This is a genomic window from Anabaenopsis arnoldii, assembly GCF_028331025.1.
GTDB classification, from domain to species: domain Bacteria; phylum Cyanobacteriota; class Cyanobacteriia; order Cyanobacteriales; family Nostocaceae; genus Anabaenopsis; species Anabaenopsis arnoldii.
In genome coordinates this window covers 1-18761 of the sequence record NZ_JAQMUH010000066.1, presented here as the reverse complement: position 1 = coordinate 18761, position 18761 = coordinate 1, and the positions used below count along the sequence as shown (strand labels likewise).

At 42.7% G+C, this 18761-nt stretch carries 17 protein-coding genes, 1 tRNA gene and 1 other annotated feature; of the genes, 14 read left to right on the top strand and 4 right to left on the bottom strand.

From position 1 onward, the window contains the following. Window positions 1-120: 120 nt before the first annotated feature. The gene (locus PN457_RS05005) at window positions 121-288 is read right to left on the bottom strand and encodes a hypothetical protein (protein WP_271731734.1); all 168 of its coding nucleotides are present in this window, start codon (window positions 286-288) and stop codon (window positions 121-123) included. A 374-nt stretch (window positions 289-662) separates the two neighbouring features. Here PN457_RS05005 and PN457_RS05000 point away from each other — a divergent pair, with 374 nt between their 5' ends. Both PN457_RS05000 and PN457_RS04995 read left to right on the top strand, forming a co-directional pair. After that, window positions 663-1154, top strand: coding sequence for an NUDIX hydrolase (locus PN457_RS05000; RefSeq protein ID WP_271731733.1), 492 nt, complete (start codon window positions 663-665; stop codon window positions 1152-1154). 37 nt (window positions 1155-1191) lie between these two features. After that, complete coding sequence (locus PN457_RS04995) at window positions 1192-2028, top strand: alpha/beta fold hydrolase (RefSeq protein WP_271731732.1); 837 nt, start codon at window positions 1192-1194, stop codon at window positions 2026-2028. A gap of 15 nt (window positions 2029-2043) precedes the next feature. Here the strand turns inward: PN457_RS04995 and PN457_RS04990 are convergent, their stop codons facing one another. Further along, the gene (locus tag PN457_RS04990; protein ID WP_271731731.1) at window positions 2044-2850 is read right to left on the bottom strand and encodes a pantothenate kinase; all 807 of its coding nucleotides are present in this window, start codon (window positions 2848-2850) and stop codon (window positions 2044-2046) included. 109 nt (window positions 2851-2959) lie between these two features. On the opposite strand from PN457_RS04990, the gene PN457_RS04985 reads away from it, so the two are divergent. Both PN457_RS04985 and PN457_RS04980 read left to right on the top strand, forming a co-directional pair. Beyond that, window positions 2960-4675, top strand: coding sequence for a diflavin flavoprotein (locus PN457_RS04985; RefSeq protein ID WP_271731730.1), 1716 nt, complete (start codon window positions 2960-2962; stop codon window positions 4673-4675). 32 nt (window positions 4676-4707) lie between these two features. After that, entirely contained in the window at window positions 4708-6441 is a 1734-nt protein-coding gene (locus tag PN457_RS04980; protein ID WP_271731729.1) for a diflavin flavoprotein, read from the top strand. A gap of 104 nt (window positions 6442-6545) precedes the next feature. Here the strand turns inward: PN457_RS04980 and PN457_RS04975 are convergent, their stop codons facing one another. Further along, window positions 6546-7094, bottom strand: coding sequence for a phycobiliprotein lyase (locus PN457_RS04975; RefSeq protein ID WP_271731728.1), 549 nt, complete (start codon window positions 7092-7094; stop codon window positions 6546-6548). A 524-nt stretch (window positions 7095-7618) separates the two neighbouring features. On the opposite strand from PN457_RS04975, the gene PN457_RS04970 reads away from it, so the two are divergent. The 10 genes from PN457_RS04970 (at window position 7619) to rplL (ending at window position 16713) form a co-directional block, all read left to right on the top strand. Then, a complete protein-coding gene (locus tag PN457_RS04970) occupies window positions 7619-8971 on the top strand; it encodes an efflux RND transporter periplasmic adaptor subunit (protein WP_271731727.1) in 1353 nt (450 codons plus the stop codon). 99 nt (window positions 8972-9070) lie between these two features. Further along, a complete protein-coding gene (locus PN457_RS04965) occupies window positions 9071-12298 on the top strand; it encodes an efflux RND transporter permease subunit (RefSeq protein WP_271731725.1) in 3228 nt (1075 codons plus the stop codon). Between the two features lie 95 nt (window positions 12299-12393). After that, the gene (rplS, locus tag PN457_RS04960) at window positions 12394-12756 is read left to right on the top strand and encodes a 50S ribosomal protein L19 (RefSeq protein ID WP_271731724.1); all 363 of its coding nucleotides are present in this window, start codon (window positions 12394-12396) and stop codon (window positions 12754-12756) included. Between the two features lie 145 nt (window positions 12757-12901). Continuing rightward, window positions 12902-12974 (top strand) — tRNA-Trp (locus PN457_RS04955). 172 nt (window positions 12975-13146) lie between these two features. Next, complete coding sequence (secE, locus tag PN457_RS04950) at window positions 13147-13368, top strand: preprotein translocase subunit SecE (protein WP_271731723.1); 222 nt, start codon at window positions 13147-13149, stop codon at window positions 13366-13368. Next, complete coding sequence (gene nusG, locus PN457_RS04945; RefSeq protein WP_271731722.1) at window positions 13368-14000, top strand: transcription termination/antitermination protein NusG; 633 nt, start codon at window positions 13368-13370, stop codon at window positions 13998-14000. The genes secE and nusG overlap by 1 nt, the downstream gene beginning before the upstream one ends. Before the next feature lie 6 nt (window positions 14001-14006). Continuing rightward, the gene (gene rplK / locus PN457_RS04940; protein WP_271731721.1) at window positions 14007-14432 is read left to right on the top strand and encodes a 50S ribosomal protein L11; all 426 of its coding nucleotides are present in this window, start codon (window positions 14007-14009) and stop codon (window positions 14430-14432) included. Window positions 14433-14489: 57 nt separating this feature from the next. Continuing rightward, window positions 14490-15206, top strand: a complete 717-nt coding sequence (gene rplA, locus PN457_RS04935; RefSeq protein WP_271731720.1) for a 50S ribosomal protein L1 — start codon at window positions 14490-14492, stop codon at window positions 15204-15206. A gap of 79 nt (window positions 15207-15285) precedes the next feature. Further along, window positions 15286-15455 (top strand) — a sequence feature (ribosomal protein L10 leader region). Window positions 15456-15673: 218 nt separating this feature from the next. Beyond that, the gene (rplJ, locus tag PN457_RS04930; RefSeq protein ID WP_271731719.1) at window positions 15674-16225 is read left to right on the top strand and encodes a 50S ribosomal protein L10; all 552 of its coding nucleotides are present in this window, start codon (window positions 15674-15676) and stop codon (window positions 16223-16225) included. A gap of 98 nt (window positions 16226-16323) precedes the next feature. Beyond that, on the top strand, window positions 16324-16713 hold the full coding sequence (gene rplL / locus PN457_RS04925; protein ID WP_271731718.1) for a 50S ribosomal protein L7/L12: 390 nt from the start codon (window positions 16324-16326) through the stop codon (window positions 16711-16713). Between the two features lie 69 nt (window positions 16714-16782). Here rplL and PN457_RS04920 read toward each other — a convergent pair whose 3' ends face one another. Next, window positions 16783-18465, bottom strand: a complete 1683-nt coding sequence (locus tag PN457_RS04920) for a serine/threonine-protein kinase (RefSeq protein WP_271731717.1) — start codon at window positions 18463-18465, stop codon at window positions 16783-16785. Window positions 18466-18761: the final 296 nt, after the last annotated feature.

The following is an 18761-nucleotide window of genomic DNA, read 5'->3' as shown; positions in this document are numbered from 1 at the left end:
CAGATATTTCTAGTCTAGCTTATTCCCAATGCGCAATGCCAATTAACAAATCAGGGGGTACATATAATATGTACCCCCTGAAAATCCAAAAACTCAAATAATTAAAAGATGTCAACAGAATTAGGACTCAGCGTCAGTTGCGGCTGCGCCCTCTTCTTCCTCACTCTTAGGAGGTCTTTGTTGGAACCTTCTCTGCATTCTTCCTGTAGTAGTCCGTTTACGAAACTTTCTGGCATACGCCTGGTTACGTAGCGCCTTTTCTTTTTTCGGGTTACGGCGCTTGGCCATGTTCACCTCATTTAATAAACAACAAAAAATCCCAACTAGGCATTACATAAGGAACATCAGCTACTTATGTCATTGATATATCTTTGGCCTAGATTAGTCATTATATAGTTTTAACAGCATACTAGTCTATCGTATTTCATTTATTTATGTCAATACTACCGAGAACTGCTTCTCCAGTGCCAAGGTGTTGATTATTGTGGATCAAGTTGTATTTAAGCCATAGCTAACCCAAAAAGTCAATTACTTACGTGAATAATGTATAAATACACACTAATGTTTTTTTTGGCAATCAATAAGAACATTGATATACTGTACAAAGTCTTGAGAAAAAACTGATTTCTGCCATTCAAACTCAATAAATAACTTAAGATTGAATGTTATTGCTTTTTTTTGCAACATTTGCCCAGTCGAGAAGTAATTTATGGCGCTTAGTACAAACGGTACTAGGTCTGATTTTCCGTCATCCTATTACTGGTGCTAGTATCATCCCAATATTGCCAGATGGTCGAATTGTCCTGATTAAAAGGCGCGATGACGGCTGCTGGGCGTTACCAGGGGGTATGGTGGATTGGGGAGAGGATATTCCTCAAACAGTCAAACGAGAATTGAGAGAAGAAACCGGACTGGAGTTGGTAAAAATTACCCGTTTAGTAGGAGTTTACTCAGCACCTGACCGTGATCCTCGCATTCATTCAATTTGTATTCTGGTTGAAGCTGAAGTTCAAGGAGAAATGGAGATTCAAGATACTTTGGAAGCTTTGGAAATCGAGGCTTTTCAACCTGATTCTTTACCTCTAGGAAAAATGTCTCATGACCACACGCGCCAGTTAGAAGATTATTTGAACGGCTTGACAACACTAGCATAAACGGTATTGTTGATTAGAGATTTAACCTTAGATTAAAGTGCATACACTATTCCGTAACTCCCGGAGACAACTTACTCAAGGGCTTTTGTTTTGGCGTGAAGCTGGTGAAGGGACTCCTGTAATTTTCTTACATGGTGCTTGGAACAATAGCAGTCAATGGGTATCAGTAGTTGAGTCACTATCTGATAATTTTCATTGCTTTGCACCAGATTTATTGGGGTTTGGTGAGTCAGAAAACCCTAATGTTCATTACTCGATTGATTTAGAGGTAGAGTGTATTGCCGAATTTGTTCAAGCTCTGAGATTGGAAAAAGTATACTTGATAGGGTATTCTCTTGGCGGTTGGATTGCTGCTAGCTATGCTTTGAAGTATCCAGATCAAGTATATGGTTTAGTATTGCTAGCACCAGAAGGTGTAGCTGTACAAGGACAGGAAAGATATTTTCGGAAAATGCGAAAATTTGTTAAAAGTACACCAATCTTATTGAAGATATTAAAATTCTGTCGGGGATTAAATAAAATTCCGGTTTGGAAAGAAAAAATTGACAAAAATTTTAGTTGGCGTCGGACTTTGTTAGAATATCCTGCAGCGTGTCAGATGTTGTTCCAAAGGCGAGATTCAGAAATTGAAGCAGAATTAGTTGATAAAAGATTGCACTTGATGAAAGTTCCAGTGCTCATTTTACAAGGTGGTCAAGATTCTTTAGATGCAGTAGTTAAAACTCAAACTTACACTCGCCTGCTGCCTCAAGTAGAGTTGAAAATAATTGATCATGCCGGAAATGATTTGCCTGGTTATTGTAGCGGAATTGTCATTCGATATATTCAGAACTTTATCGAGAGTAATTCCAACAATTCCCACTTTTACTACTAATTCGGTAAAGCCTAATTAAAAGAATCTGACTATTTCTAGCATTCCCCAAAAAATTAAATTTGCTTCGACAATTAAACGCGCTGCAATATCTGGAAATTTAAATTGCAGATATTTTAATAATAAAAGTCTATCGCCTCCTTTGATGACTATTTTAGCATCAGGAAATAGCCGCCACCACGACACGCAAAAATCTTGAATCCCAGCTAGTAAAGTGTAAATAATCCCACTTTGAATCGCCTCTGGTGTATTTAAGGCAAACCTTGGAGGTAAATAGATAATTTCTATTTCTAGATCTGGTAATTGTGCGGTTTTTTGCCTTAAAGTAGTAAACTGTAAAGCCAGTCCTGGTAGAATTGCGCCTCCTAGCAAAGACTCATTAGCATCCGCACCCGTAAAAGTTAGTGCGGTTCCAGCGTCAATTACTAGTATGGGAAAACCAAATTTTTTTCCTGCCCCCCACAAGGCCAGCGCCCGGTCAATTCCCAAAGTGGGATACATATTTAAAAGAGGAATTTGCTCTAACGTGATCACACGCACATGAGGGTGATTTTGCCAAATTGCGGTTTGATCGGGGACGACAGAAGCTAAGAATATAGGAGGATGGGGAGTTTTCTCAGGGGCTATTTGCCTATTCCTGACATGGCCAGGCAAAATTTCTGGTGGGACATCATCGAGTGTTTGACATTGAGCTAGTTTTTGTATTATGGACTCCGAAATATGTTCAGTGTCCCAGGTGTGGGTCAGAGTTTCACCTGTGAACAGTCCCCAGTGTAGGCGGGAATTGCCAATTTCCAAAGCTAACCAAAGATTCTGTGGTTTCACACTTTTAATTTTTTTAACTCTGTCATAGTTTTTTCAATCAAGCTGAACAATCAAGGCGTGTCACAATACAAATAGGGGAAAAATACTCATTGCGTCAAGGAGGACAATTATGGTATCCACAACTCAAAAACGTCTCACTATAGAAACTGTGGCAATTGCTCAAGAAACCATAGCAATCCGCTCTTTAGACTGGGACCGCGATCGCTTCGATATTGAGTTTGGTCTGCAAAACGGTACCACTTATAACTCGTTTCTCATCCGAGGTGAGCAGACTGCCTTGGTTGACACTTCTCACCAAAAGTTTCGCCAGTTATATTTTGATATACTCACGGGATTAATCAATCCCACAGAAATTAATTATCTAATTGTCAGCCACACGGAACCAGATCATAGCGGCTTAGTGAAAGATTTGTTGCAAATGGCTCCAGAAATTACCGTTGTGGCTTCTAAGGTAGCAATCCAGTTTCTAGAAAACTTAGTACATCAACCATTTAAACGCCAAATTGTCAAAAATGGCGATCGCTTAGATTTAGGCAATGGTCATGAATTAGAATTTGTCATTGCCCCCAACTTACACTGGCCGGATACCATATTCAGCTTCGATCACAAAACCAAAGTTCTCTACACCTGTGATGCTTTTGGGCTGCATTATTGCTCAGATAGCACCTTTGACGACAACTTAGCAGCCATTGAGGCAGATTTTAAATATTACTACGAATGCTTAATGGGGCCTAATGCGCGCTCAGTGCTATCTGCCCTCAAACGCATGGCGGAACTAAAAACCATTGATATGATTGGCACTGGTCACGGGCCGTTATTATCTCACAATGTGGCCGAACTCATAGGGCGCTACCGTACTTGGAGCCAAAACCAAAGCAAAGCGGAAACAGCAGTGGGGATATTTTACGTCTCTGAATATGGTTACGGCGATCGCCTTGTCCAAGCCATTACCAAGGGTATTAGTAAAACCGATGTGGCGGTGGAAGTCGTAGATTTGGGGTCAGGGGTAGATTTACAGGAACTGAGGGAATTAGTTGGACGGTGTACAGGAATAGTAGTGGGTACACCAAACGCGGGAAGCAATGCCAATATCCAAGCAGCACTCAGTACCATTTTAGGCTCTGCGAAAGAAAAACAAGCCATAGGCATATTTGAAACCGGCGGCGGAGACGATGAACCTGTAGATCCTTTACTAAATAAATTCCGTAACTTGGGATTAACAACAGTTTTCCCGCCAATTCGCATTAAGGATACCCCCACCGAAAACACTTACCAACTGTGTGAAGAGGCGGGTACAGACTTGGGACAGTGGGTAACACGCGATCGCAGCATCAAAGCTATGAAATCCCTGGATACAGACCTAGATAAAGCACTAGGTAGAATCAGTGGCGGACTATATATAATTACTGCCAAAAAAGGCAACATATCCAGCGCCATGTTAGCTTCCTGGGTTGCGCAAGCCAGCTTCAAACCCCTGGGATTATCCATTGCAGTCGCTAAAGACCGGGCGATTGAATCACTTATGCAAGTAGGCGATCGCTTTGTCCTCAATGTCTTAGAGGAAGGTAATTACCAAAAACTCATGAGGCACTTCTTAAAACGGTTCGCCCCAGGTGCTGACCGCTTTGCAGGTGTGAGAACTCAGCCTGCCCAAAACGGCGCACCCATCCTCGCCGACGCTTTAGCCTACATGGAGTGTGAAGTTGTGAGTAGGATGGACTGCGGTGACCACTGGGCGGTATATAGCCACATCTACGAAGGAAGAGTATCCAAACCAGAAGCATTAACGGCTGTCCATCATCGGAAAGTCGGTAACCATTACTAAAAAGATGATTGATGACTGGTGATCCGTTAAAAATGAGTTTTAAAGCTATGACTTTCTCTGTAGACAAACCCCGTGACGTTCAAGCCCTTCCCATTGGGACAGATACTACAATACTGCGATCGCGCAGTTGGTCAAGACTGAGATTTGAAATTGAATATGCTCTTGCTAAAGGAACAACTGCCAATTCTTATATAATTCAGGGGCAAAAAATTGCTGTGATTGACCCTCCAGGGGAAACATTTACGCAAATTTACTTAGAAGATTTACGGCGAAGGGTTGATTTAAAAACTATTGATTATGTCATTCTCGGTCATATCAATCCTAATCGGGCCTCTACTCTCAAGGCATTATGGGAAGTTGCACCCCAGATCACCTTTGTCTGTTCTAACCCTGGGGCTAAAAATTTACGCAGTACTTTAGACAATCAAGATTTACCAATTAAAGTTATGCGGGGGGATGAAACCCTCAACTTGGGTAAAGGTCATGATTTACAATTCATTCCCACCCCTAACCCACGTTATGCAGATCAGCTTTGCACCTACGACCCACAAACAGAAATCCTATACTCAGATAAGCTATTTGGGGCGCATATTTGTGGCGATCAGGTATTTGATGAGGGCTGGGAAGCAATCAACGAAGACCGACGCTATTACTTTGATTGTCTGATGGCTCCTCACCCTCGGCAAGTAGAAACAGCATTAGATAAACTTGCTGATGTACCCATCAGAATGTATGCTCCTGGACATGGCCCCATAGTGCGTTATGGCTTAATCGAACTGACTAAAGCCTATCGCCAATGGATTCAACAACAAGCCTCATCCGACTTGACAGTGGCACTGATTTATGCATCAGCCTATGGTAATACCGCCACCTTGGCCCAGGCGATCGCTCGTGGTATTACTAAGGCTGGCGTGGGGGTAGAATCCATTAACTGTGAATTTACAGAACCAGAAGAAATTCGGCTGGCGGTGGAAAAGTCTGCTGGTTTTGTCATCGGTTCACCTACCCTTGGCGGTCATGCACCTACTCCGGTGCAAACAGCTTTAGGAATTGTCCTTTCTACGGCTACTAATGATAAACTATTCGGGGTTTTTGGTTCCTTTGGCTGGAGTGGTGAAGCGGTTGATTTAATTGAAAATAAACTCAAAGACGCTGGATTTCGGTTTGGTTTTGATACTATCCGGGTGAAGTTTAAACCCGATGATACTACATTACAATTATGCGAACAGGCCGGTACTGACTTTGCTCAAGGACTGAAAAAGGCTAAAAAGGTGCGTGTTCCCACCCAACCAGCCACAAATGTAGAACAAGCAGTTGGCAGGATTGTGGGTTCTCTTTGTATTGTGACAGCCAAGGAAGGCGATATATCCAGCGCCATGTTAGCCTCCTGGGTTTCTCAAGCTAGTTTTAATCCTCCTGGTTTAACCGTCGCCGTGGCTAAAGACCGAGCGTTAGAAACGTTGATGCACTCAGGTAATAAATTTGTCCTTAATATCCTCCCGGAGGGTAAGCATATAGGTTTGATGAAACACTTTCTCAAACCTTTTGCTCCCGGACAGAACCGATTTGCTGGTGTTCCATCTGACGAGTCTGAAAGTGGTTCTCCCATTCTCACTGAATCCTTAGCATATTTGGAATGCTCCGTACAAAGTCGATTGGAATCAGGTGACCATTGGCTGGTTTATGCCACGGTAGATAATGGCAAGGTCTTAAATAAAGATGGTGTCACCGCTGTGCATCAACGCAAAACCGGAAGTCATTATTAGCTATGGCTACGCCACGCTATCACTATCAACAAAGGGTGACTTTGTGATTCTTTGCCATAGACAGGCCAGATGTATGGCTTACTCTATGATCCCCACTTACCATCCTAGAGTAAACCGTCCATTCTCTTTTCCAAATATTGACCAATCATCAATTCCTCTCCAGCACGGGAAATGATTGTCTGTCTGGTGCGGTATTTACTACCCACTAGTTTTAACTCCTCTTCAAACACTGACCCGTTGTACTCAGTTCTCAAACTGAGTGTTTTCGGGTTGGAGAAGTAATATTGAGCTGTGATTGGTTTGACTGTAGCAAAACCGCGATTGCGATACAAGGTATTTCCCAAAACTCCAAATAATGTGGAACCTTGAGATTCTTTTTCGGATCTGAGGACATCTGTAGTTTCCCAGGTAACTTGAGCGCCACAAATTAAACTCACCGAACCCGCTAAATTGTGGATATGACCCAGGTTTTGTAATTCATCACATCCTGATTCTAAAAACCGGATGGTGATTAAACTTTGTATTTCCTTGGTTTTACCTTCCGGTAAGGTATAGTAGCGTCTTTCAGAGCGCCACTGACCAACTGATTCTCGAAAAAACTCTGCAATCTGGTACTCGTCAGCGGTTTGTGCAAGTTTGAGGGGTGATGTCACTGTTAATTATCCTCGCCTATGGCTACGCGACGCAAGCTATCGCAAAAACTTATGTCATTTATATTATAAGAGTACAAAAGGCAATATTTCGTTAAGAAAATTAATATAAATTCAGAAATATTAGTTAATTTGCTAAAAAATGTATGTTTGTGTAAAATAAGTTTCATAGTTTTCTAGGTTAGAATCACCACTAAAAATTCCTAAAAGTCCTAATAGGAGAGGTGAATCTCAGCTATAATTGGCGATTTGAGATGGAAAAACCCGGAAAGAATCATCAGTAATGCAGTAACACTCTATACTGTAAATATCAGATTACCAAGTACAAAAAAATATTTACGCTTGTACTGGCAAGATAATGGTAAATACTTTATTAACTGCGATAGCGCAGTGTGGCGTAAGCCATAAGTAAAAAATAAAACTAAACAAGCTGTCAGAGTCGCCGTATAGATTCGTGCAAATATGCATGAGTCAGTAGAAATATACAGTCCCTTTCCACAAAAAACTGTCTTTATTGAGCAAATATCATGATTTTGGCGGTAAAAATCTGTTTTAAACCCACCTATAACGCCTCCTTAAACCAATTAATTCATCCCCAATTGTCAAAACCTTCTCTTCCTGCTCCCTTCTGGTTTGCATTACTACTAGGTGTGGGATTATTAACGGCTAGTTGTGGGGAGGTACCCAAAGAATCTGCTCACGCTCAATCTCAGCAACGTCGTGAAAGACAAAGCAGTAACAATCCTACACCTGTAGATGTAGCGATCGCCCGTACTGATTCATTAAAGGTTCAACCAACTTACACAGGGAATACCACACCATTTCAGACAGTATCATTGCGATCGCAAGTAGAAGGAAGACTATTGGCTTTGAACTTAGACGTAGGCGATCGAGTAGAAAAAGGCGCTAAGGTGGGACTCTTAGATGATACCTTGCTCTTAATAGCGTTAAGACAAGCAGAAGCGGAACTAGCGTCCCTAAAATCAGAAGTAACCAAGGCAGAAACTCAAGTAAGTAATGTCCGAGCCGAAGTTGAAAGAATGCGGTTAGAATTATCACAAGCTGAGGCTGACTCCCAACGACAACAGGAACTCTTTCAAGCGGGGGCGATCTCCGAACAAGCTGCGGAACAATCACGCACCAGATATCTCACCGCAGCCCAGTTATTAAGAGCATCGGAAGAGCGGGTACGTACAGAACAGCAATCCGTCACCACAGCCCAAGGTAGAGTAACTGTGCAACAAGCCGTAGTCGCTCAATTTCAGGAACGTAGATCCTACTCTCGCTTAATCTCCCCCATCACCGGTGTGATTACACAAAGAGTCACAGAACCAGGTAATCTTCTCCAACCAGGTAATGAAGTTGTACAGATAGCTGACTTTAGCCGTGTAAAAATCATAGTCCAAGTTTCCGAATTAGAACTATTTCAAATTGAAGTAGGACAGTCAGCACAAGTCAGTTTAGATGCTTTCCCCAATGCAACCCTAATAGGTAGAGTCACACGAATCTCTCCAGCGGCTGATACAACAGCTCGCTTGATACCAGTAGAGGTAGTGATTCCGAATAACGACAACAAAATTGGTAGTGGACTCTTAGCAAGAGTCAAATTTGAACCCCAGTCATCACAGCGAGTAGTGGTGTCTCAATCAGCTATTCAAAAAGACTCAGACGAGAGCAACAGTCAAGTATTTATAATTACAGAAACAGAAGGTAAAACCAAGGTAACAGCCCGTGCGGTTACTTTAGGTAACAAAGCCGATGGTAAAGTAGAAATTCTATCTGGCTTGCAACCAGGTGATCCCTATGTTGTTCGAGCTGCTCGGCCTTTAAAAGATGGTCAAGCTGTAGTTCTTTCAGTTTTGTCAGAAACAGCTAATTAAAATTGTGACACAAAATTAAGCAATAATACTTACACAGATGTCATCGGAAATTTTGGACTAGGAATTGATGAAGCTTCTTTTATCGGAGATGAGCAATAGATGCAAGAAATACAGAAAGGTGGATTTAGTATCAGTAGTATTTCTATCCGGCGACACATTGCCACACTGATGTTAGCTCTAGCTGTGTTCGTATTAGGAGTATTCTTTATTATAAAATTACCCGTAGATTTACTACCATCAATTACCTATCCCCGAATTGGTGTGAGAATAGAAGCACCGGGAATCTCTCCAGAGGTAGCAATTGATGAAATTACAAGACCGTTAGAATCAGCCTTTTCTGCAACAGAAGGTGTACTCCAGATTTTTTCTCAAACTCGTGAAGGAAGGGTAAGTTTAGACCTGTATTTTCAACCAGGGGGCAATATTGATCAAGCCCTAAACGATGCTACAGCCTCCTTAAATAGAGCTAGAGGGAGATTACCAGAGAGCATTGAAACACCGCGTTTATTCAAATTCGATCCTTCCCAGTTACCAGTTTATGAGTTTGCGTTAACCTCACCCTCTCTACAAAGCCTAGATTTGCGGGTTTTTGCCGAGGAAGAACTAGCGCGTGAACTCGGTGTTGTCCCCGGAGTCGCAGGGGTAGAGGTATCGGGAGGGGTGAAAGAAGAAGTCAGAGTCAATCTTGATTTAGACCGTTTACAAGCTTTGGGTGTGGGTTTGACAGATGTCCTGGATGAACTGAGAAACCGCAATCAAGATGTTGCTGGGGGTCGGCTTTTAGGGTCAAATTCTGAGCCATTGACTCGGACTGTGGGGCGGTTTCAAAATGCTGATGAAATTAGAAATTTGTCTTTTGAAGTCCGTTCGGTACTAGATGATAATAGCCAGACGCTCTTATCTGATCGTCGTGTTTATTTGCGAGATTTTGCTCAAGTTATTGATGGTTCTGAACAGCAGCGCATCTACGTTTTACTGAATGGGGAACCAGCTGTTAAACTTAGTATTCAAAAACAACCGGATGCTAATACTGTTAATGTTGTTGATGCTGTCACAAAACGTTTAGAACAACTGGAAGCATCGGGTGTATTTCCTGAAGGGACAATACTCACATCTACCTTGGATGAGTCAAAGTTTATCCGCAATTCCATTTCTAATGTCGTTACGGCCGGGTTGATGGGTACAGCGCTAGCTGCTACCGCAGTTTTGCTATTTTTGGGTTCCCTGCGACAAACTTTTATTATTGTCATTGCTATTCCTTTAGCTAGTTTAGCCGCCATTATCTTAATGGGAATATTTGGGTTATCCCTCAACGTTTTTAGTTTGGGTGGTTTAGCTTTGGGGGTGGGAATTGTGGTGGATAACTCCATTGTCATGTTGGAGAATATTGCTCAGGGTGCAGGTATGACTCCCGGTAAGGATAGTAAAACCCGCCTGAATTCCCATGAACTTATTCAACAAGCTCAACACAGCAGTCAGGAAGTAGAGTCGGCTTTAATTGCTTCTACCAGTACAAACTTAGTGGCGGTGATGCCGTTTTTGCTCATTGGCGGCTTTATATCACTACTATTCAATGAGTTAATTCTCACTATCAGCTTTTCTGTGGCGGCTTCCATTTTGATTGCGGTAACTATTATACCTATGCTCACTTCACGGACTTTGGCATGGCGATTTTCCAGTGGGTTGAGTAAGTTTTGGTTACTACAAGCATTTAACCGCCGCTTTTATGCAGCGACAAATGCATATAGGCGATTTTTGTCTGAAGTATTGCGCTGGCGATTTTTAACAGTTGCGATCGCTATTGTAGTTTTTGGGGGTGCTAGTTTGTGGATGGCTCCGCAAATTCCCCAAGAAATCCTCCCGCGCATTAGTACAGGACAAGTCAGATTAAATGCTCAGTTTCCATCTGGTACGACTCTAGAAACCAACCGCAAGGTTATGGCTATGGTGGATGAAATTCTCCTCCAGCAACCGGAAACTGAATATGTCTTCTCTACCGCTGGTGGTGCGCTTTTCGGCACAAATGTCAATGCTAATCCCCTCAGAGGTACTAGCACTATTACCCTCAAAGCGGGTAGTAATGCTGAAGCCTACATAGAAAGAGTTACCCAAAAAATTAACCAGATCAACTTAGTAGGAATTCGCCTCCGCCTTTCCCCTGGTCAGGTGCGGGGCTTAATTCTCAGTAATTCTCCAGCACGTGGTGCTGATATTGATGTTATTCTTCAGGGTAACGATACACAGAAACTCGAACAAGCTGGTGGAGAGGTACTAGCTGCTCTAGAACAGCAAGCTACTTTAGTGAGATTTCGTCCCGAAATCGATGACCGTCAACCAGAACTGCAAATTCTTCCTGACTGGGAAAGAGTTGCAAACTTGGGCTTAACCACTATCAAGATTGGCGATACAATTCAGACGGCTATTTCCGGTAGTGTTCCTACCCGACTCCAACGCGGTAACCGTTTAGTGGATGTGAGGGTACAGTTAAATGAAGCATCCATCCAAGAGGTGTCTCAATTGGAAAGATTACCTTTGTTCGTGAATAATAACCGTCAGGTGCGACTGATGGATATAGCTACAATTACTAAAGCCGAAGCTCCTGCGGAGATTCAGAGAATTAATCAGCGTCAGGTAGTGATAATTGCCGGTAATTTGACTGAGGGCGCTAATCTCAGTGATGCTTTTACCCAGGTAGATAGCATATTGGGTGATATAAGTTTACCTGACGGTGTGAGCATTTTACCCAGTTCTGCGGCTGCATCTAATCAGGAACTACAGAACTCACTGCAACTATTAGGTGGATTAGCTAGTTTTCTCGTTTTTGTCGTCATGGCAGTGCAATACAATTCACTCATTGACCCCCTGGTAATTATGTTAACAATTCCTCTGGCTTTGGCTGGAGGCATTTTTGGTCTTTACATTACCAATACAGCCATTGGTGCCACTGTCATAGTCGGGGCGGTATTATTGGTGGGTATTGTTGTTAACAATGCCATCATCATGGTAGAACTAGCGAACCAAATTCGCCAAAGAGATCAAGTTGGTAGGAAAACAGCAATTTTACAAGCTGCTCCTCAACGCTTACGTCCAATATTAATGACTACTATTACTACGGTTTTAGGGATGTTTCCCTTGGCGCTGGGAATCGGTGAAGGTTCAGAATTTCTTCAACCATTGGGTGTGGTTGTGTTTTCTGGTCTGTCTTTGGCTACATTACTCACTCTGCTGATAATTCCTTGTTTTTACAGTATTGCCGAAGATTTATGCAATTGGCGGCACGGAAAGCCAATTTTTATCCATATGGGCGGACGGAAGAAAAAGTTCTGATGTTGAATTAATCAAGATTTTGCTCTAAATAAGTAGACTGAAAGAGGATGATCGCTTTATGATTAGTGATTGTGAGTTTTTAAAGCAGAAACACTATGAACGCTCAAGAAATTATCCGCTCCATTGAGGCGGAACAACTGAAGTCGGATTTGCCCATCATCTATGTGGGCGATACTGTAAAAGTCGGTGTAAAGATTCAGGAAGGACAAAAGTTTCGCGTACAACCCTACGAAGGCGTGGTGATTGCTAAACGTAATGGTGGTATTAACGAAACTATTACAGTCCGCCGCGTGTTTCAAGGTATTGGTGTAGAGCGGGTATTTTTGTTACATTCTCCCCGCATCGACAACATTAAAATCATCCGTCGAGGTAAAGTCCGCCGTGCTAAACTTTATTATTTACGTCAACGTGTAGGCAAAGCTACCAGAATCAAACAACGGTTTGACCGTGCCTTGTAGATTTCGGCTAAAGTATGGCAGAAAATTCGACAATCAAGCGGCATTCGCCGCTAATTTTCCCCGACAAAAAAAAAGGTGACATAATGGAGAAAATGCGCTATACTAAAAAAGGTTCAGCGCAATGACTGAATCCAAGCCACTTTGTGCGCTCTTAGTTCAGTTGGTAGAACGCAGGTCTCCAAAACCTGATGTCGGGGGTTCAAGTCCTCCAGGGCGCGCTTGAAAGGAAAAAAACACACCCCGGAAAAACAGCATTCCTGCTAAAATGGCAGATGGATCTAGTTATTTCGGGTGTAATTATTTTTTATTTACAGCTTTTTTGCTTCCAGTAAGATGGAATGAAAATGAGCAGGGTGTACCTTATATTGACAAAACGGGGGTAAAACGACAGTGGCCAAAAAAAATGAGGCAGAAATGCCAGGAAACACCAATGGCTTCAGTTTAGCCAACTTCTTTCAGGGTACGAAGGAAGAACTGGAAAAAGTGGTTTGGCCAAGTCGAAAGCAACTAGTGAGCGAATCAGCAGGTGTACTCTTAATGGTCACACTATCTGCATCTTTGATATACTTGGTCGATGGATTGTTCGGTTGGGTCGCACAACAGGTATTCTGATGACTTCTGCAACAGACGAACCATATAACTCAGCTTTACATTCTGAGGAAACAGCAGAAACGGCGCTTAATGAAGCACGTTGGTATGCAGTACAAGTAGCCTCAGGCTGTGAAAAACGCGTCAAGACAAATTTGGAGCAACGTATCCACACTTTTGATGTATCTGACAAAATTATCCAAGTGGAAATTCCCCACACGCCAGCGGTAAAAATCCGCAAGGATGGTAGTCGTCAGCAAACAGAGGAAAAGGTTTTTCCTGGTTATGTGCTAGTGCGAATGGTAATGGAAGATGACACTTGGCAGGTGGTACGAAATACCTCTCATGTAATTAATTTCGTGGGAGCAGAACAAAAGCGTGGCGGTAGCAGAAGCCGCGGTCACGTGAAACCAGTACCTTTAGGTGCATCAGAAGTAGAAAGGATCTTCAAACAAACTAGTGAACAGGAGCCGATTGTTAAAATTGACATGGTCACTGGTGATAAGATAGTCGTGCTTTCAGGTCCTTTTAAAGACTTTGAAGGTGAGGTGATTGAAGTCAGTCCGGAGCGTAGCAAATTAAAAGCCCTGCTCTCGATTTTTGGGCGAGATACACCAGTAGAATTGGAATTTAATCAGGTAGAAAAACAGAGCTAAACACAAATGGCGAAGAAAGTAGTAGCGGTCATTAAACTGGCCCTGAATGCTGGAAAAGCCAACCCAGCACCACCAGTGGGTCCCGCATTGGGTCAACACGGTGTGAACATTATGATGTTCTGCAAGGAGTACAATGCCAAAACAGCAGACCAAGCTGGAATGGTAATTCCTGTAGAAATTTCGGTGTTTGAAGACCGGAGTTTTACATTTGTACTCAAAACACCACCAGCATCAGTACTGATTCGCAAGGCAGCGAAAATTGAAAGAGGCTCTAATGAACCCAACAAAAAGAAAGTTGGGTCAATTACAAAAGCTCAACTGCAAGAAATTGCTCAAACGAAATTGCCTGATCTCAACGCCAATGATATAGAAGCGGCGATGAAGATTGTGGCAGGTACTGCGAAGAATATGGGCGTGACCATCGCCGAGTAAATAAAAAAACTTATCGGGGGAGAGATTTAATCTCGCAAATTACCCCAGGAGATAAAAATGGGAAAAAAAATATCGCGCCGTTTGCAGGCGCTGCTAGAAAAAGTAGAAGATAGGGAGTATGCGCCATTAGAAGCTTTGAGTCTGCTCAAAGAAACGGCAACAGCTAAGTTTCCTGAAGCAGCAGAAGCGCATATCCGCCTGGGCATTGACCCCAAGTATACAGACCAACAACTGCGGACAACGGTAACACTGCCCAAAGGTACTGGACAAACTGTGCGGGTGGCGGTAATTACTCGAGGTGAAAAAGTTGCAGAAGCTAGCAATGCTGGTGCGGATCTAGTCGGCTCTGATGAGCTGATTAACGAAATTCAACAAGGTATGATGGATTTCGATAAACTAATCGCTACTCCAGATGTGATGCCACAGGTGGCAAAACTGGGTAAGTTACTTGGTCCGCGGGGTTTGATGCCATCTCCTAAGGGGGGAACGGTAACATTTGACTTAGCAAGTGCGATCGCAGAATTCAAAGCGGGTAAATTAGAATTCCGAGCTGATCGAACTGGTATTGTCCATGTTATGTTTGGTAAGGTGTCTTTCTCGCCGGAAGATTTGTTGGTAAACTTAAAGGCGTTGCAAGAGACTATCGACCGTAACCGTCCTTCGGGAGCTAAAGGTCGTTATTGGCGAACAATTTATGTAGCTTCCACCATGGGGCCATCAATTAAAGTCGATATCAATGCTCTACGGGATTTAAAAGTCGCTGAAGTAGCTTAAAGGGTATTAGAGACTAGAGAAGAGAAAAGATAGTTGAAATCATCCATTTCTCCACCTGAGTCAGGACTGTACTCCTCCCAAAACTAAATAAGCCAAGCCGGAGACAGCAGGAGCCATTGGCTCAAATATCCTGCCGAGGTTAAAGCTCTAATTACCACGAATTACTACCCATTAAGGTGTAGATATCGAGGTATTAAGAGTTTTCCTGTCAAACCCCGGCTAGTATAGCTGGGGTTAATTGTTTTGACTGGCTGATAGTAAAAGCAAAAAATACCCGGACGGGAAGAAACAAAGAAATTCGGCGCACAAAGAAATGGTATTAACATTTTTGAATTGGCTGCTCTCGAATTCACACCTGTGAACAAAAACCCGCAGGAGGTAAAACCGAGTTTAGTCTCCATAACTAGATTTAAACAAGTTTTACTTAGTCGAAAATTAAGATTTTGCCCTTGGAGGTAAAACTAAGCATGGGTAGAACGCTAGAAAATAAAAAAGAGATAGTAGCTGATCTCAAAGAAACTTTGAGTGAGTCAACTTTGGCACTGGTAATTGATTACCAGGGGTTAACAGTTGCTCAGATTACCGACCTAAGGCGGCGCTTACGTCCAAGTGGCGCTGTTTGTAAGGTAACAAAAAACACCTTTATGGGCATTGCCATTGAGGGTGACGAGAATTGGCAACCACTTTCGGGATTGCTTCAAGGTTCTTCTGCCTTTTTGTTGGTTAAAGAAGATTTTTCATCCGCAATTAAGGCTTATCAAGACTTTCAGAAAGCCACCAAGAAGACAGAACTTCGTGGCGGGGTTATGGAAGGTCGCCTGCTCAAGGAAGCTGATGTCAAGGCTTTAGGAGACTTGCCATCCAAGGAGCAACTCATGGCACAAATTGCCGGAGCTATCAACGGATTGGCTACCAAACTGGCTGTGGGTATCAACGAAGTTCCCAGTTCTTTGGCTCGTGCGTTGCAAGCTGTGGCTGACAAAGACCAAGGTGACAGCGCTGAAAGTGCGGCTGAATAAAATTCGTCCATAGCGGAGCGTGGCGTAAGCTGCATTACACCAAATTTTGCCTTCATTCACTAGGCAAAAACACAATTTAGATTACAGGAGTTATATCAATGTCTGCTACAACTGATCAAATTCTCGAACAATTGAAAACTCTAACTCTGCTGGAAGCATCTGAGTTAGTTAAGCAAATTGAAGAAGCCTTCGGCGTGAGTGCTGCTGCACCTGCTGGCGGGATGATGATGATGGCTCCTGGTGCTGCTGTTGCTGCTGAACCAGTGGAAGAAAAAACCGAGTTTGATGTGGTACTAGATTCCGTTCCTGCTGACAAGAAGATTGCTGTACTCAAGATTGTCCGCGAATTGACTGGTTTAGGTCTCAAAGAAGCAAAAGATCTGGTGGAATCAGCACCCAAAGCCGTCAAAGAAGGCATTGCTAAGGATGCGGCTGAAGATGCTAAGAAGCGCATCGAAGAAGCCGGCGGTAAGGTAACTGTTAAGTAATCAAGACTGTCTTCTAAAACTTGTAGTTTAGGGACTCTCAGAAAAAGCCTGCTTGTGCAGGCTTTTTTTTTAATGCAAATCAGCATCCCAAACACCAATGTAAATCCTATCCTGCTGGTTGCGTTCAATTACACCTTTTAATTCCCCAACCTTAAAAGAATATCGCTGAGTTTGTCGATCGCGTACTTTTTGCAGTCCTTGCTTGATATCACTATTGGCATTACCATTGAGCATTCCCTGTAATGTTTTTTGCATTACTTCTGAGTTGATAGATTGGGGAAAAGTTGCTTCAGTTTGGCGCAAGACTCCGGTTTTCTGGTCAAATAAATAACCAAGATCAACATTATCTTCTAACCGATAAACAAAGGCTCGAGTATTCCATAACCCTCTGGAATTTCTACTGGGCTGACCTAAAACTGCTTTAACAGTCTGTTGAGAAGTTCCTGTAGGAAATGCTGGTACTCTGGAAATTTTGCTGTTGCTAGGAGCCCCATCTTGGTTTTGCTGTGGGGGTGGTGGTGGGGTTTCTGGAGTGAGTTTAAATCTGGCAGTTACTTGGGGCTGTGATTGTACAGGTACTACCGGCTCTACAGGAGGTTGCAGAGTAGATGCTGTGTCAGCAGGTTCCTTAGGTAAGGAGTTTGGTAAAGAAGTCGGATTGATGTCAGTTGATTCGGAAAATGGTCTGGGTGGTGATGATGTCGTCAGAGATACTTGAGGTTGTTGTTCACGGGTAAGGCTAGAAATTGCCACCCCACCTATGACGCTACCCAACAATAAACTAGCAATAATTAAAACAGGTTTTTGCCAGATGCTGGTAGGAATAGTTGGCAAAGAAGATATTGCCTGGGTTTGGTGAGTTGATAATATTTTTTTAGGACTAATATGTACTGTGGCGGTAGTCATAGAAGACTGTTGGGCGGTATCACGAGCAGATTTTAAAGCATAGAGCATTTTACTAGCGGTGCTATAGCGATCGCTCACATGGGGCTGAATTGACTGATTAATTACCTGTGCTAAATGTGGCGAGACGTTGGGGGCTAAATCCACCCAGAGAATTTCCCCAGTTTGCGGGTGTGTTGCTAATTCTGAGGGGTGTTTCCCAGTCAATAAATAAACCGCGGTCAAGCCTAGGCTGTAGATATCACTGGCGTAAACAGGTCGTCCTATAGCTTGTTCAGTGGGCATATATCCAGGGGTACCAATTACCATGGAACGACTCCCTGGATGGGGAGAACTGGCCACAGAACGGACGGTTTCTTTAACTGCTCCAAAATCAATTAAAACTGGCTTGTTATCCCTCGAACGCAGGATAATATTATCTGGCTTGATATCCCGGTGAATAATACCTTGACTGTGAACATAAATTAGTATCGATAGCAAACTCAAAAGAATTTCCCGCACATTGCTTTCAGTTTGACAACCCTGAGTTTCCACAATGTCAATCAAAGTTTGTCCCTGAATCCATTCTTGCACCAAGTAAAATTCTCCATGCTCACTAAAGTAAGCATATAGTTCCGGTATTTGGTCGCTACCCCTCCCTAGGACTTCTAAAGTTGCTGCTTCCCTCTCAAACCTTTGTGTAATCATTTTATGATTGTAGGGATTATTGACTATGGGTTTGAGTTGCTTAATTACACAGCGACGACGAGAAGGCATATGGGTATCTTCAGCTAAGGAAGTTTCTCCAAATCCACCAGCACCCAAAACTTGAATAACTTGATAGCGATTATTGAGTAGCGCTATTGTCATAAATATTTACAAAATATCTTTCCTTCCCAATGTATATCAGATAGGATAGAAATCTGGCTATGAAACCACCCATTTCCTGTTTTACCCCCTTAATCTCCCCAGATCAAGGGGGAAAACAGAAAGTCTAGTTACCTCTTAAATACAGGTAACCGGGTGGTCTACAATAATTTAATGAATTTATAGTCATTTATGTACATTTGTAGTATAATATTATGAATGTACGATCATTAAATGAATGAAACTATCTGATTATGCAAAAAAGGTAGGGATAAGTTATAGAACTGCGTGGCGTTGGT